11 protein-coding genes are annotated in these 14,916 nt (G+C 69.9%); all 11 read left to right on the forward strand.

The window, feature by feature from the left end; translation table 11 throughout:
• Positions 1 to 6 precede the first annotated feature (6 nt).
• The 11 genes from AC2D9U_RS22935 (at position 7) to AC2D9U_RS22985 (ending at position 14,864) form a co-directional block, all read left to right on the forward strand.
• The gene (locus tag AC2D9U_RS22935) at positions 7 to 3,147 is read left to right on the forward strand and encodes a calcium-binding protein (RefSeq protein ID WP_484753608.1); all 3,141 of its coding nucleotides are present in this window, start codon (positions 7 to 9) and stop codon (positions 3,145 to 3,147) included.
• The gene (locus tag AC2D9U_RS22940; protein ID WP_484753610.1) at positions 3,147 to 4,574 is read left to right on the forward strand and encodes a xylulokinase; all 1,428 of its coding nucleotides are present in this window, start codon (positions 3,147 to 3,149) and stop codon (positions 4,572 to 4,574) included. The genes AC2D9U_RS22935 and AC2D9U_RS22940 overlap by 1 nt, the downstream gene beginning before the upstream one ends.
• A 46-nt stretch (positions 4,575 to 4,620) precedes the next feature.
• A complete protein-coding gene (locus AC2D9U_RS22945) occupies positions 4,621 to 5,568 on the forward strand; it encodes an ABC transporter permease (RefSeq protein ID WP_484753693.1) in 948 nt (315 codons plus the stop codon).
• A 16-nt stretch (positions 5,569 to 5,584) separates the two neighbouring features.
• Entirely contained in the window at positions 5,585 to 6,538 is a 954-nt protein-coding gene (locus tag AC2D9U_RS22950; protein WP_484753612.1) for a sugar ABC transporter substrate-binding protein, read from the forward strand.
• A 3-nt stretch (positions 6,539 to 6,541) separates the two neighbouring features.
• Positions 6,542 to 7,285: an ATP-binding cassette domain-containing protein gene (locus AC2D9U_RS22955; protein WP_484753614.1), complete on the forward strand. Its 744-nt coding sequence runs from the start codon at positions 6,542 to 6,544 to the stop codon at positions 7,283 to 7,285.
• Between the two features lie 63 nt (positions 7,286 to 7,348).
• Positions 7,349 to 8,377: a TAXI family TRAP transporter solute-binding subunit gene (locus tag AC2D9U_RS22960; RefSeq protein ID WP_484753617.1), complete on the forward strand. Its 1,029-nt coding sequence runs from the start codon at positions 7,349 to 7,351 to the stop codon at positions 8,375 to 8,377.
• Between the two features lie 11 nt (positions 8,378 to 8,388).
• Positions 8,389 to 10,428, forward strand: coding sequence for a TRAP transporter permease (locus tag AC2D9U_RS22965; protein ID WP_484753619.1), 2,040 nt, complete (start codon positions 8,389 to 8,391; stop codon positions 10,426 to 10,428).
• 63 nt (positions 10,429 to 10,491) lie between these two features.
• On the forward strand, positions 10,492 to 12,099 hold the full coding sequence (locus AC2D9U_RS22970; RefSeq protein ID WP_484753621.1) for an ABC transporter substrate-binding protein: 1,608 nt from the start codon (positions 10,492 to 10,494) through the stop codon (positions 12,097 to 12,099).
• 1 nt (position 12,100) lies between these two features.
• Positions 12,101 to 13,129 (forward strand): ABC transporter permease, encoded by a 1,029-nt coding sequence (locus AC2D9U_RS22975; protein ID WP_484753623.1) that lies wholly within the window; start codon positions 12,101 to 12,103, stop codon positions 13,127 to 13,129.
• Positions 13,126 to 14,028, forward strand: coding sequence for a nickel transporter permease (nikC, locus tag AC2D9U_RS22980; RefSeq protein ID WP_484753625.1), 903 nt, complete (start codon positions 13,126 to 13,128; stop codon positions 14,026 to 14,028). The genes AC2D9U_RS22975 and nikC overlap by 4 nt, the downstream gene beginning before the upstream one ends.
• Positions 14,025 to 14,864 carry an ABC transporter ATP-binding protein gene (locus AC2D9U_RS22985; protein WP_484753627.1) on the forward strand — a complete coding sequence of 280 codons (840 nt, stop codon included), beginning with the start codon at positions 14,025 to 14,027 and terminating at the stop codon, positions 14,862 to 14,864. Before nikC ends, AC2D9U_RS22985 begins: the two co-directional genes overlap by 4 nt.
• Positions 14,865 to 14,916 lie beyond the last annotated feature (52 nt).

Here is a 14,916-nt window from a genome sequence, read left to right on the forward strand (position 1 = left end):
CAGACAATGAGCGGCACCCTTCCCACCCTCGACCTGCCCACGCCCGGCCTGCCGGCCCCGGCGAACCTGCCCTTCCGTCCCTTCCAGGCGATCGATCTGGTGGGCGGGGCGGCGACCAGCGCGCGGATCATCTACGCGACCGATCTCGTGGCCCCGGTGGCGCCCCTTGTCGGCACGGCGGACGAGCCCTTGCCGGGCTTCTCCACCATCGTCCTCACTGCCGCGAATTCCGAGGCGCTGCAGGCGATGATCGCCGCCGTCGAATTCACCTATCTCGGCACCGTGGCGCTGGGCACGGTGGAGGAGGTGGAGTTCGGCCTGACCATCCTGGCCGGCGGCGACGCGCTGTCTTCCGGCGTCACCATGCCGATCGGCCAGGCGGACCTGCCGACGACCATCGGCGGGCTGCCCAGCCCCGATCCGAGCATCGCCGATATCCTCTACCTCGAGCCCTTCCTCTACCTGGTGCTCGATGATCCCGATCCGGGCGTGACGCTGACGCTGACCGTGCAGTGGGAGGCGCGGCTGGGCCGATTCTTCGGCGGCCCCGATGCCGTGGTGGACGCTGGCGGCATGGCCAGCCTGACCTTCACCGGCACCCCCGCCGCGGTGCGCGCGGCGGCGGCGGCGCTCGCCTTCGTGCCGCAGGCGAATTTGGTGGCCGAGGGCTTCAGCCTGCCCGTGCCGATCACGCTGACGGCCGATGACGGCACCAATGACGACGCGGTGACGGCCAGCTTCAACATCATCATCACCGGCGTGCAGGAGCGGCCCGGTATCTACAACATCGAGCCGCTGGCCGAGTTGGGCGACGATGAATCGCTCAACCCCTTCTTCTCCATCGATATCAGCGATCCCGACGCCGAGCCGGGCGTGATCGGCGCGCAGTTGCTGACCGCCACCGTCATCCTCTCGGCCCCCGCCAATGGCAGTCTCGCGGCCGGGGGGCTGGGCAGCTACGACGCGTTTCGAGGCGAATGGACCTTCACCGGCGACCGCCCGGCGCTGGAGGCGGCGCTGGAGGCGCTGGTCTTCACGCCGACCCAAGGCCAGGTGGCGATCGGCGAGTCGGTCCTGACGATCTTCTACCTCTCGATCAACGACGGCATCGACATCGCGTCCGATACCACCACCGCCATCGTCACCGCCTATCCGATCCCGATCGAGATCCTCGACCCCATCCTGGATTTCGGCCCGCTGCCGGAGGGCACGCTCTCTTCCGACATCTTCGCCCATATCCTGGCCAATTTCCGCACCGCCGTGCCGGGGCGCGAGGCGCTGGTGCGGATCGAGACCATCCTGCAGGAGACGACCGAGGGCATCGCGACCCTCGACACGCTGGCGGGGACGCTGTTCTTTGAGGCCGATGGCTTCAACGCGCTGCGGCCGACCGACAGCTTCCGCTACGTGCTGACGGATGGCATCTACCAGGCCATCGGCACGGTGCGCTTCACCATCTCCGGCCCCGATCTGCCGACGCTGGTCGGCACCGAGGGCAATGACGTGCTGATCCGGCCGGGCTGGTACCAGCGCGTCATCGGCGGGCGCGGCGACGACACCATCGTCAGCGGCGGCGGCGACAACCGCGTCTTCGGCGGCTGGGGCGATGATGTCATCACCGCGCGCGGCTGGGGCAACTACATCGAGGGCGGGCCGGGCAATGACCGCATCGATGCCGGCCTCGGCAACGCCACGGTCGATGGCGGCAATGGCGACAACGCCATCCATGCGCGCGGCTCGCTCAACGTCATCACCGCGGGCGATGGCGACAACCGCCTGACCGGGCCCTTCACCAACAGCACCGTCACCTTCGGCGATGGCGACAATTTCATCGTGCTGGGCGGCTGGCTGAACGTCATCACGCTGGGCGACGGGCAGAACAGCGTCACGGCCGGTGAGGGCAATTCCACCATCCATGCCGGTGATGGCGGCAACATCATCGCGCTGCGCGGCTTCAACAACCTCGTCACCACCGGGGATGGGGCGGACACCATCCTGGCCGGCCCGGGCAACAGCACCATCGCCTCGGGCGATGGCGACGACATCATCCGCCTCGGCACCGGGCATGAGCACCGCATCACGGCGGGCGCCGGCCATGACCGCGTGGTGACGGCCGGCGTGGGCGGGGGCAACCACCACATCGATCTCGGCCTGGGCGACGATGTCGCGGCGCTGACCACCAGTGCCAGCACCATCCTCGGCGGCGAGGGCGCGGACCGGATCAGCGTGACCGGCAGTTGGAACGTGCTGCAGGGCGGCGCGGGGGCTGACACGCTCACCGGCAGCGGCGGCTTCGGCAATACCCTGCAGGGCGGCGAGGGCGAGGACCGCCTGGTCGTCGCGGGCGGCGACCGCAGCCTGCTGCAGGGCGATGCGGGCAATGACTGGCTGACCTCCGGCACCGGCGGCGACACGCTCGACGGCGGGGCGGGCAATGACCGGCTCGATGGCGGGGCGGGGCACGATGTCCTGATCGGCGGGGAGGGTGCGGATACGCTGTTCGGCGGCCTCGGCAACGACACGATGCGCGGCGGGCTGGGCGATGATCTCTACATCATTGATGCGGCCGGCGATTTCGTCTCGGAGTTCGGGGGCGGTGGCGCGGACACCGTGCAGTCCAGCGTCAACCATGTGCTGGCGAACGGGGTCGAGACCCTGGTGTTCACCGGCGCGGGCGCGCTGATCGGCTGGGGCAATGCGGCCGCCAATGTGCTGCTCGGCAATGCCGGCCACAATTTCCTCAACGGCCTGCAGGGCGCCGACCGGATCGAGGGCGGGGCAGGCAACGACACGATCAGCGGGCATTTCGGCGCCGATACCCTTTCGGGCGGCACCGGCGCGGATGCCTTCCGCTATGCGGTCCTGGCCGAGGCAGGCGACACCATCCTGGATTTCGACCCCGTCTTCGACCGGATCGAGATCGTGGGCGCGAGCTGGGGTGGTGGGCTGACCGCCGGCATGGCGATGGGGGCGCGCTTCGCCCTCGGGCCGGCGACCTCCGCCGCCGGGGTGGGGCAGTTCACCTATGATGCCGGCAGCGGCGCGCTCGCCTGGGATGCCAATGGCGTCACGGCAGGGGGCGTCACGCTGATCGCCACGCTGAGCCCGGGCCTCGCTTTCACGGCGGCGGATCTCGTCATCATCTGATGGCGGCTCCGCATGTGCTCGCCGTCGATCTCGGCGGGTCGAGCCTGCGCGTGGCGATCCTCGGGCGCGACGGGGCGCTGCGCGGCCTGCACGGCGCCGCGCACCCGCAGCCCCTCTCGGAGGGGGGGGCGGCCGAGGCCGAGCCGGAGGCCTGGTGGCAGGGGCTGATCGCCGGCGCCGCCGCGCTGCGGGCCGCGGCGCCAGCGGATTTCGCCCGCATCGGCGCCATCGCCATCACCGCCTTCACGCGATCGCTGGTGCTGGTGGACGGCGCCGGGGCGGTGCTGCGCCCGGCCCTGCTCTGGCAGGATCGCCGGGCCGAGGCCGCCCTGCCGGGCCTGCGCGCGGCGATCCCGCCCGGTCACCCGGAAGCCGCCCAGGTCAACGCCTTCCACCCCCTGGCGCGGCTCGCCTGGCTGGGCGCGACCGAGCCCGCGACCCTGGCCCGCGCCGTGGCGGTGCTGGAGCCCAAGGATGAGCTGAACCGCCGCCTGACCGGGCGCGTCGCCTCCGACCGGATCTCGAGCGCGCGGCTGGCGGCGAGCGCCGATCTGCTGCCGCGCCTCGGCCTGTCGGCGGGGCTGCTGCCGCCCCTCCTCGGGCCGGGCGAGGTGATGGGCCGGGTGCGGCCGGGCCTGCCCGGGGCGCTTGCGGCCCTCGCGGGGGTGCCGGTGCTGGCCATGGCGCATGACACCTGGGCCGCGGTGCTCGGCCTCGGCGCCCTGCGGCCGGGCCATGCCTATGCGATCTCCGGCACCACCGAGGTGCTCGGCCTGCTGCACGGCGCGCCCGCCAGCGGCGAGGGGCTGCTCACGGTCGATTGGGACGGGCTGTGGCAGATCGGCGGGCCGAGCCAGCATGGTGCGGATGCGCTGGCCTGGCTGCGGGAGATGGGCGTGGCCACCGAGGATCCCGTGCCCGGCGATCCGCTCCCGCTGCTTTTCCTGCCCAGCCTGGAAGGTGAGCGCGTGCCGCATTGGGACCCCGCCCGGCGCGGCGCCTTCCTCGGCCTGCGGCGGGGCCATGGCGCGGCGGAGATGACGCGCGCGGTGATGCAGGGCATCGCGCTCAACGCCCGCACCGTGCTGGAGCGGGCCGAGGCCGCTGCCGGTCGCCGGGCGGTGGAACTCCGCCTGGGCGGCGGGGGCGCGCTGCCCGGCTGGGCGCAGCTGCGCGCCGATGTGCTCGGCCGGCCCGTGGTGCTGACCGAGGCCGCCGAGCCCGGCCTGCTGGGTGGCGCCATCGCCGGTTTCGCGGCGCTGGAGGGCGGCGACCTCGTGGCCCTGCAGGATGCGCTCTGCCGCCCGCGCGCCACCTTCCAGCCGGATCCGGCCCGCCACGCCCTGGCCAGCCGGCTGCACGAGATCTTCCGCGCGGCGGAGGCGCAGGTCGCGCCGCTCTCCCACGCGCTTGCCGGCTTGCGCTGAGGCGGCGATGCTGCGCCCCGCGAGGGGGCAGGCGATGCGGGGCTTGGTGACCAGGTATGGCGGCGCGGTGGCCGGGATCGTGCTGGTGGCCGGCTTCGCGCTGGCCAGCCCGGTCTTCCTCACCGCCGGCAACCTCGCCGTGGTGTTCAAGGAGACCGCCTTCCTCGGCATCCTCGCGGTCGGCTTCACCCTGGCGCTGGTCACGGCCGAGATCGATCTCTCGGTGGCCGAGGTCGCCTCCCTCGCCGCCGTGGTCACGGGGGCGCTGGTGCATGGCGGCGTCGCGCCCTGGATCGCGGTGGCGGCGGGCTTCGGCACGGGGCTGGCCTGCGGGGTGGCGAACGGCATCGCGGTGACGGTGCTGAAGGTGCCCTCGCTGATCGCGACTCTGGGTGTGGCGGCCATCGCCAAGGGGCTCGGCTTCATGCTGACCCAGGGCGTGGCCTTCGTCGGCCGCTGGCCGACCTCCTTCACCGGCCTCGCGCGCGGGAGCCTTCTCGGCCTGCCGAACCTGGTCTGGTGGCTGGCCGGGGTCGCGGCGGCGGCCTGGCTGCTGGTGAAGTGGACGCGCACCGGCGCGCACCTGGTCGCCACCGGCGAAGCCGACGAGGCGGCGCGACTGGCCGGCATCCGCACCCTGGCGATGAAGCGGCTTGCGCTGACGCTGGCCGGCGCCTGCGCGGGGCTGACGGCGGTGCTGCTCGCCGCCTCGCTCTCCTCGGCCGCGCCGGGCATGGCGAATGACCATTTTCTCTATGCCATCGCCGCCGTGCTGCTGGGCATGACGATGTTCGAGCCCGGCCGGCCCAACATCCCGGGCACGATCTTCGCCGCCTTCACGCTGAAGGTGCTCGGCAACGGGCTCGTGCTGCTGGGCGCGGAATACTATTGGCAGGACATCGTGCTCGGCGCGATCATCCTCGCCTCAGTCGCTCTCTCGGCCAGCGGTACCGGGCGCGCGCCTTTCGTGAAGAAGCTGAATTTCCGCCGCTGAGGGAGACAAGCACGCCATGACACAGCCCACCCGCCGCGACCTGCTGCTGGGCGGCGCCGCGCTCGCCACCGCCATCGCCACGCCGGCGCTGGCCCAGGCGCCCGAGATCGCGATCATCGGCTTCCAGATGAGCAGCGAGACCCATGCCCGCGCCGCCAATGCCGCCGCCGCCGCCGCCCGCGCCAAGGGCTGGACCGCCAATGTGCTGAACAGCGAGGGCGCGCTGCCCCGCCATGCCGAGCAACTGGACACGCTGATCGGCCGCCGCCCGCGCGCCATCATCGCCTGCATGTCGCGCCCGGTAGAGATGGAAGCGCAGTTCCAGCGCGCCAAGGCGGCCGGCATCCCGGTGATCACCATCATGGCCGGCGCCTCGCCGCACACGCTCTTCGACATCCAGGTGAACGAGTACAAGGTGGGCGCGGATGCCGCGCTTTGGCTGCTGGGCGAACTCGGCTACCAGGGCAACATCCTGACCCAGCGCTTCGAGGGCAATGTCGGCACGCGCATCCGCGGCAAGGTGCTGGACGTGGTGCTGAGCGAGAACACCGGCGTGCGCGTGCTGGGCAGCCACACCATGGCGCGCACCCAAAGCTGGCGCGACGATGTGCGCCAGGGTTTCTCGGCGCTGTTGCTGCGCCATGCGACGCAGACCCAGGGGATCTGGGCCAGCTTCGATGGCCAGGCCTTCGTGATCGACGACCTGCTGAAGGCGCGCGGCGTCCGCAAGGGCCAGGTGAAGTTCGTCTCGATCGATGGCGGGGAGGAGACCTATCGTCGCATCGCCGATCCCGAGAGCACGCTGATGGCCACCGTCACCATCCCCTTCGAGACGATGGGGAGCCGCGCGGTGGAGGCGGTGGAGCGCATCGTGCTGAACCGCGAGCCCGCGACGGTGATGACCAGCGGGCCCTATCTGTTCATGGATGCGCAGCTGGTGGACCAGCACAACGTCCGCCGGTTCCTGTAAGGCATGACCCTGCTCGCGCTCAGCGGGATCGGCATGGCCTATGGCGCGGTCACGGCGCTGCGCGATGTCGATCTCGACGTGCGGGCGGGCGAGGTGCTGGCGCTCTGCGGCGACAATGGCGCGGGCAAGTCGAGCCTCGTGAAGATCCTCTCCGGCGCGCAACTGCCCACCTCGGGCACGATGCGCCTGGACGATCAGCCGCTGCGCCTGCGCGGGCCGCAGGAGGCGCTGCAGCGCGGCATCGCCACCATCTACCAGGACCTCGCCGTCGCGCCGCGCCTGAGCATCTGGCAGAACGTGTTTCTCGGCAGCGAACTCACGCGCCCGCCCTTCGGGCTGCTCGACAAGCGCCGCATGGCCGAGATGAGTCGCGGCTTCCTTGCGCGCCTCGCCATCGACATCGCCGACATGGACACGCCGGTGGAGCGCCTCTCCGGCGGGCAGCGCCAGGCGGTGGCGATCTGCCGCGCGCTGCGCTGGGAGGCGCGGGTGATCATCATGGATGAACCGACCGCGGCACTCGGCGTGCGGGAGAGCGCGCAGGTGCTCGACCTCATCCGCCGCCTGCATGCGGAAGGGCGCACGGTGATCCTGGTGAGCCATGCCATGGCCGATGTGGTGGCGGTGGCGGATCGCGTGGTGGTGCTCAAGGCCGGGCGCAAGATCGCCGATCGGCCCGTCGCGGGGCTGAGTGCGGCGGACCTCGCCTTCCTCATCACGCAGGGCGCGGCATCTGCCGCTGCCTGAAGGCGGGTTGCGCGCCCGCCGCGCTGCGTTAGGCTCGCCCCACCTGGAGGAAGGAAGACCGACATGACCGACCATGCCAAGATCTCGCGCCGCGCCCTCGGCGCGGCCGCCGCTGCCGGTGCGCTCGCCACGAGCTTCGGCGCCGCCGCGCAGGCACCGACCTTCTTTCGCATCGGCACGGGTTCCGCCGGCGGCACCTACTACCCGATCGGCGGCATCATCGCGAACGCCATCTCCTGCCCGCCGGGCGCCCCCTGCAACGTCGCCGGCGCGACCGATGGCGTACCGGGCATGGTCGCCGTGGCGCAGGCCACGCAGGGCAGCGTGCAGAACGTGAACCTGATCCAGTCCGGCAATGCCGAGAGCGGCTTCACGCAGTCCGACGTGCTGCACTGGGCCTATACCGGCACCGGCCTGTTCGAGGGCCGCCCGAAGCTCGAGCGCCTGCGCTTCGTCGCGCATCTGTTCCCCGAGCACATCCACGCCGTGGTGCGCCGTGACAGCCCGATCCAGACCTTCGCCGACCTGCGCGGCAGGCGCATCGCCATCGGCCTGCAGGCCTCGGGTGCGCGCATCGGCAGCGAGATGATCCTCGACGCCAACGGCATGCGCGCCGGGCGTGATTTCACCGCCGAGTTCCTCAACCAGGCGCAGGGGACGGAGCGCATGCAGGATCGCGGCCTCGATGCCACCATCACCGTGGTCGGCTACCCGGCCGCGGCCTTCACCGAGTTCTGCAGCCGCACCGGCTGCCGCATCCTGCCGATCGGCGGCGCCGAGGCGCAGCGCGTGATCGAGCGCGCGCCCTTCTACGGCACGGGCGTGATCCCGCGCGGCGCCTATGAGGGCATCACCGCCGATGTGCCGACCCTGACCGTGGGCGCCATCCTTGCCGTGCGCGACAGCATTCCCGAGGCGACGGTCTATGCCATCACCAAGTCGCTCTGGAGCGACACCACGCGTGGGCTGCTCGACCGCGGCCATGCCAAGGGCAAGGAGATCGTGAAGGAGGGCGCGCTGACCGGGCGCGGCGTGGTGCCCTTCCATCCTGGGGCTGAACGCTACTACCGCGAGGCCGGCATCCTGCGCTGATCGAAAAGGCAATGAGCACGGGCACGAAGCTCGACCTGGACCGCGCGGCGCAGCTCGAACGGGAAGCCGATTCCGAGCTGCGCTTCCGCACCCTCACCGGCTTCACCGCGAAGCTGATCTCAGCCGCGCTCGTCGCTCTCTCGGTCTTCCACTACTACACCGCCGGCTTCGGCATCCTGACCGAGCATTGGCACAAGGCCATCCACCTTGCTGCCGTGCTCAGCCTGATCTTCGTGATGTTCCCGGGCGGGCTGCTCTCCTTCGGCCCGCGCATCGGCGGCGTGCCGCTGCTGGACTGGATCCTGGCGGGCGCGGTGGTGGTGGCCACCATCTACCTGCCGCTGATCTTCGACGACCTCACCTTCCGCATCGGCAATCCCTCCGGCACCGACGTGCTGATGGGCACGATCATGGTGGTGCTGACGCTGGAAGCCACGCGCCGCGCCATGGGCTGGGTGCTGCCGGCCATCGTGGGGCTGTTCATCCTCTACGCGCTCTACGGCAACCACCTCTCGGGCGTGCTCGCGCATCCGGGCTCGGACTGGGCGGGCTTCGTCAACCATGTCTATCTGACGCAGGAAGGCATCTTCGGCATCCCGGCCAAGGTCGTCGCCACCTTCGTCTTCCACTTCGTGCTGTTCGGCGTGATCGCGACCCGCATGGGTCTTGGCCAGTTCTTCATCGACATCGCAGCGGTGATCGCAGGGCGCTATCCGGGCGGGCCCGCCAAGGTCGCGGTGCTGTCCTCGGCCATGTTCGGCTCGATCAGCGGTTCGTCGATCGCCAATACCGTCACCACCGGTTCGCTCACCATCCCGGCGATGAAGAAGGTCGGCTACAAGCCGCATTTCGCCGGCGCGGTGGAAGCGGCGGCGAGCGCGGGCGGGCAGATCACGCCCCCCATCATGGGCGCGGCCGCCTTCGTGATGATCGAGTTCCTCGAGATCTCGTTGACCACGCTGCTGATCGCCGCCGCCGTGCCGGCCGCGATGCATTTCTGGGGCGTCTTCGTGCAGGTGCATTTCGAGGCCAAGCGCCTGGGTCTGCGCGGCATGGATGAGAGTGAGATCCCCCGGCTCTGGCCCACGATCCGCGATGGCTGGCCCACGGTGATTCCGCTGGTGCTGCTGGTCTGGGTCATCGTCGATGGCTACACGCCCTATCTGGCGGCCTTCGTCGGCATCACCGCCTGCGTCGTGGTGGGCTTCCTCAACCCGCGCAACCGCCTGACGCTGCGCGATCTGTGGGATGCGCTGGACATGGGGGCCCGCTACGCGCTGGCCGTCGGCGCGGCCGCGGCGGCAGTGGGCATGGTGGTGGGCGTGGTGACGCTGACCGGCGCGGGCTTCCGCATCGGCTTCATCGTCACGCAGGCCGCCGCCAATGCGGCCGCCTTCTTCACGCCGGTCCTGGACATCCTGCCTGCGGGCTTCGGTAGCCTGCAGGGCCTGACGCTGTTCCTCACGCTGGTCTTCGTGGCGCTGATCTGCATCGTGATGGGCTGCGGCATCCCCACCACCGCGCTCTACATCGTGCTCGCCGCGATCGCCGCGCCGGCGGTGGTGCAGCTCGGCGTGCCGCCGCTGGCCGCGCATCTGTTCATCCTCTACTACGGCATCCTCGCGGACCTCACGCCACCGGTCTGCGTGGCGGCCTATGCGGCGGCGGGCATCGCGGGCTCCAACCCCTTCCGCACGGGCCTCACCGCCTTCCGGCTCGGCACGGCGAAGGCGACGGTGCCCTTCGTCTTCGCCTATGCGCCGGTCATGCTGATCATGGTGGATGACTTCTCGCTCGGCGCCTTCCTCTTCGTCACCATCACCTGTGCGGTGGGGGTGCTGGTGCTGGGCATCGGGCTGACCGGCTACGCCTTCACCCACATGGGTCTCGGCGCGCAGCTCGGCCTGGTGCTCGCGGCGCTGCTGATGATCTCGCCCAACGGACCGCTGACCGCTGTCGGGGTCGCGATCGCGGTGCCGATCCTGGCCTTCAACTGGTTGAAGGGGCGGCGCGGCCACAGCACCGTTGACGGCGCCCCCCGCGCCACTTAATCCCGCCGCAAGGGGCAGATGACAAAGCATCAATGCCCCCCGCGAGCGAGGGGAGAGCCGGGCATGCTGGGCGACATCAACAGGCGTGGGCTGATCGGCGGCACTGCCGCGCTGGCGGGGGCAGCGGGCCTTGGCCTGCCGCGCCCTGCCGCGGCGCAGACTCCGCGCAACACGCTGGTCATCGCCGACCAGATTGGAGATCTGGTCGCGACCGACCCGCATCATTCCTTCGAGATTGTCGGCAGCGACCTGCTCAAGAACGTCTATGATCAGCTCTTCACGCTTGATCCCACCAAGCCCAGCGCCGAATTGCAGCCGGGCCTTGCGGAATCCTTCACCATTTCCGAAGACGGGCGGACCTTCACCTTCCGCATCCGCCAGGGCGTGCGTTTTCATTCGGGCAACCCGCTGACGGCGGCCGACGTCGTCTATTCGCTGCGTCGCCCGCTGCTGATCAACCGCACGCCTGCCTTCATGTATCGATCGGTCGGCCTGACGCGCGAGAATGTCGAACAGACCGTGCGGCAGACCGGCGAGTTCGAGGTCGCGGTCACCTTCGACCGCGCCTATGCGCCGACCCTGATCCAGAACCTGTTCACCGCGACCATCGCTTCGGTGGTGGATAGCCGCCTCGTGCAGCAGAATGCGGGCGAGGACATGGGCAATACCTGGCTCAACCGCAATTCGGCCGCGTCGGGCGCCTATCGCATCGCGCGCTACCAGCCCAACGAAAGCTACACGCTGGAGCGCAACGACAATTGGTGGCGTGGGCGGGCCAACCTGCAGCGCGTGATCGTCCGCCATGTGCCCGAAGCCGCCACGCAGCGCCTGCTGGTGGAGCGCGGCGACGTGGACATTGCCCGGAACCTGACGCCGACCGACATCGCCGCGCTGCGGGGCCGGCCGAACCTCACCATCCATGAAGTGCCGCGCGCCACCATCATGTATTTCAGCGCGAACCTCTCGAACCCGATCCTGTCGAACCCGAAGGTGGTCGAGGCGCTGAAGTTCCTCGTTGACTACGAGGGCATCGCCAACAACCTGCTCGCCGGGCAGGTCTTCCCGCACCAGACCTTCATCCCGCGCGCCATTCTGGGCGAACTCGACAGCCGGCCCTTCACCTACAACCCGGATCGCGCCCGCGCGCTGCTGGCCGAGGCAGGGCACCCCAACGGCATTTCGCTGACGATCGACTCGGCGAATGTCTTCCCCAATCTCGACGTCGCGCAGACCCTGCAGGCGAGCTTCGCCCGCGGCGGCGTTCGGCTCGAGGTGCTGCCGGCGACCGGCGCCCAGGTGCTGGCGAAGTTCCGGGCGCGCAACCACCAGCTGTTCATCGGCACCTGGGGCCTGGGCTATCCCGATCCGCACTACAATGCGGACAGCTTCGCCCACAACCCGCCCGGCACCGCCAATCCGGGCAAGCTGACCTGGCGCAATGCCTGGGATATTCCTGCCCTGACCGCGCGGACCGAGGCGGCGATGGCCGAGCGTGATGGCAACGCCCGGGCGGCGATGTATCGGCAGATCCAGGAGGAATTCCTGGCGGCATCGCCCTTCGCGATCTTCGCGCAGCAGCAGGTTCAGGCCGCCGTGCGCAGCAACGTGACAGGCTACATGGCCAGCTCGCCCGGCCTGTCGGCCATCTACTGGCTCGCGCAGAAGAGCTGAGATGTTCGCCACCCAGGCCGGGCGCGGCGTCCGGGAGGCTGGGCAGCTCGGCGTCCAGCTTGCCATCACGCTGCTTGGCCTGCTGGCGGTCACCTTCTTCATCGGCCGGGTCGTGCCCATCGACCCGGTGCTGGCCGTCGTCGGCGACCAGGCACCGCGCGACGTCTATGAGGCGGTGCGGATCGAGCTTGGCCTCGATCAGCCGCTGTGGAAGCAGTTCTTCCTTTACGTGCAGAAGGTTGCGACGGGCGATTTCGGCACGTCGCTGGTCACCAACCGACCCGTTGCCGACGACATCATCAGGGTCTTCCCGGCGACGCTGGAACTGGCGACATTCGCGACGCTGATCGGCATGGTGCTCGGCATTCCGATGGGGATCGCGGGCGCGGTCTGGCAGGATCGCTGGCCGGATCAGATCGTGCGGGTGCTGGGGCTGGTGGGATATTCCGTTCCCATCTTCTGGCTCGGCATCATCGGGCTGCTGGTCTTCTACGGCATCCTGGGCTGGGTCTCGGGGCCCGGCCGGCTGGGTGTGTTCTTCGAGGACGTGGTGCCCACCGTCACGGGGGTGATCCTGATCGACGCGGCTCTGGCCGATGAGTGGGAGGTGTTCTGGAACGCCTTTTCCCACGTCGTCCTGCCCTCCGCCGTGCTGGGCTATTTCTCCGTGGCCTACATCGCGCGCATGACGCGCAGCTTCATGCTCGATCAGCTCAGCCAGGAATACATGGTCACCGCCCGCGCCAAGGGCCTTTCCGAGGCGCGGATCATCTGGGTGCATGCGCTGCGCAATATCGCCGTGCCGCTCGTGACGGTGGTCGCCCTGTCCTATGCGCGGCTGCTGGAAGGCGCCGTGCTGACCGAGACGGTCTTCGCCTGGCCAGGGCTTGGCCGATACCTGACCACCGCGTTGCTGGCCGCGGACATGAATGCGGTGCTGGGCAGCACCATCGTGGTCGGGGTGGTGTTTGTGGGGCTGAACATGCTGTCCGACTTTCTCTATCGCCTGCTGGACCCGCGCGCCCGATGAGCAGCAACACCTGGCGCAGCAGGCTGCTGTCGGACACGCCCTCCTCGCGCCGGGAGGCACAGCTCGGCCAGGTCTATCGCGGCTGGTTGCAGTTCAAGCGCAACCGCCTTGCGGTGCTTGGCCTGTGCATCGTCGTGGCGCTTGTGCTGCTGGCGGCCCTCGCGCCCTTCATCGCGCCCCATGATCCCTACGAGCAGGACCTTGCGCGGCGATTGCTGCCGCCCAGCCGGGCGCATTGGTTCGGCACGGATGAGTTCGGCCGCGACATCCTCTCGCGCGTGCTCTATGGGGCGCGGATCACGCTGATGATCGTGGTGCTTGTGGCCCTCATCGCCGCCCCGATCGGCCTTATCGTCGGCACGGCGGCTGGCTACATCGGCGGGGCGGTCGATGCGGTGCTGATGCGCATCACGGACATCTTCCTCGCCTTTCCGAGCCTGATCCTCGCCCTGGCCTTCGTCGCCGCCCTGGGGCCGGGGATCGAGAATGCGATCATTGCCATCGCGCTGACCTCCTGGCCGCCCTATGCACGCATCGCCCGTGCCGAGACGCTGACCATCCGCAAGAGCGACTACATCGCGGTCGCCCGCATCCAGGGGGCCGGCACGCCGCGCATCCTGTTCGGCCACGTCATGCCGCTTTGCACCTCAAGCCTGATCGTGCGCGTGACACTCGACATGGCTGGCATCATCCTGACCGCGGCGGGCCTGGGCTTCCTCGGCCTCGGCGCGCAGCCGCCGATGGCGGAGTGGGGGGCCATGGTGTCGTCGGGCCGGCGCTACATCCTCGATCAGTGGTGGGTCGCGACCCTGCCCGGGCTGGCCATCTTCGTTGTCAGCCTGGCCTTCAACCTGCTGGGCGATGGGCTGCGCGACGTGCTGGACCCCCGCAAGTCATGACCAGCCTGGTCGAGGTCGAGGATCTGCGCATCAGCTTCCCCACGCCGAACGGCGTTTTCGATGCCGTGCGCGGCGTGTCCTTCACCCTGGGGCGCGAGAAGCTGGGCATCGTGGGGGAGAGCGGGTCCGGCAAGTCGCTCACCGGTCGGGCGCTGATGCGCCTGCTGGTGCCCTCCGCGAGGCTGTCCGCGAAGCGCCTCGCCTTCGAGGGCCAGGATCTGCTCGGCGCCTCACCGCGCCAGCTGCGCGCCATTCGCGGCCGGCGGATATCCCTGGTGCTGCAGGATCCGAAATTCGCGCTGAACCCGGTGATGACGGTGGGTGCGCAGATCGCCGAGGCCTTCCGCACGCATCACCGCGTCAGCAAGTCCGAGGCGCGGTCGCGCACGCTTGCGATGCTGGAGGCGGTGCGCATCCGCAACCCCGAGCGCGTGCACGATCTCTACCCGCATGAGGTCTCGGGCGGCATGGGCCAGCGCATCATGATCGCGATGATGCTGATCCCGGAACCAGACCTGTTGATCGCGGATGAACCGACCTCCGCCCTCGACGTCACGGTGCAGATGCAGGTGCTGGCCATCCTGGACGATCTGGTGACGCAGCGCGGCATGGGGCTGATCTTCATCAGCCACGACCTCAACCTCGTCGCCAGCTTCTGCGACCGCATCCTGGTGATGTATGCCGGGCGGGTGGTGGAGGAATGCCGCGCCGCCGCGCTGCACGAGGCGACCCATCCCTACACCCGCGGCCTGCTTGCCAGCATGCCGCGCATCGAGGAGAGCCGGGCGGAGCTGCCCGTGCTGACCCGGGACCCCTCCTGGCGCGACGGCCCCTGAGGCGGGCGCTGCCGGCAGCGCGCAACATCGCGAAACAAAGGGAAACAGGGCG

Source organism: Roseomonas sp. TF40, assembly GCF_057219975.1.

Excerpts from the sequence above, each read along its gene's own strand:
- AC2D9U_RS22935 (WP_484753608.1), top strand. The coding sequence starts at position 7 with ATGAGCGGCACCCTTCCCACCCTCGACCTGCCCACGCCCGGCCTGCCG.
- AC2D9U_RS22940 (WP_484753610.1), top strand. The coding sequence starts at position 3,147 with ATGGCGGCTCCGCATGTGCTCGCCGTCGATCTCGGCGGGTCGAGCCTG.
- AC2D9U_RS22950 (WP_484753612.1), top strand. The coding sequence starts at position 5,585 with ATGACACAGCCCACCCGCCGCGACCTGCTGCTGGGCGGCGCCGCGCTC.
- AC2D9U_RS22955 (WP_484753614.1), top strand. The coding sequence starts at position 6,542 with ATGACCCTGCTCGCGCTCAGCGGGATCGGCATGGCCTATGGCGCGGTC.
- AC2D9U_RS22960 (WP_484753617.1), top strand. The coding sequence starts at position 7,349 with ATGACCGACCATGCCAAGATCTCGCGCCGCGCCCTCGGCGCGGCCGCC.
- AC2D9U_RS22965 (WP_484753619.1), top strand. The coding sequence starts at position 8,389 with ATGAGCACGGGCACGAAGCTCGACCTGGACCGCGCGGCGCAGCTCGAA.
- AC2D9U_RS22970 (WP_484753621.1), top strand. The coding sequence starts at position 10,492 with ATGCTGGGCGACATCAACAGGCGTGGGCTGATCGGCGGCACTGCCGCG.
- AC2D9U_RS22975 (WP_484753623.1), top strand. The coding sequence starts at position 12,101 with ATGTTCGCCACCCAGGCCGGGCGCGGCGTCCGGGAGGCTGGGCAGCTC.
- nikC (WP_484753625.1), top strand. The coding sequence starts at position 13,126 with ATGAGCAGCAACACCTGGCGCAGCAGGCTGCTGTCGGACACGCCCTCC.
- AC2D9U_RS22985 (WP_484753627.1), top strand. The coding sequence starts at position 14,025 with ATGACCAGCCTGGTCGAGGTCGAGGATCTGCGCATCAGCTTCCCCACG.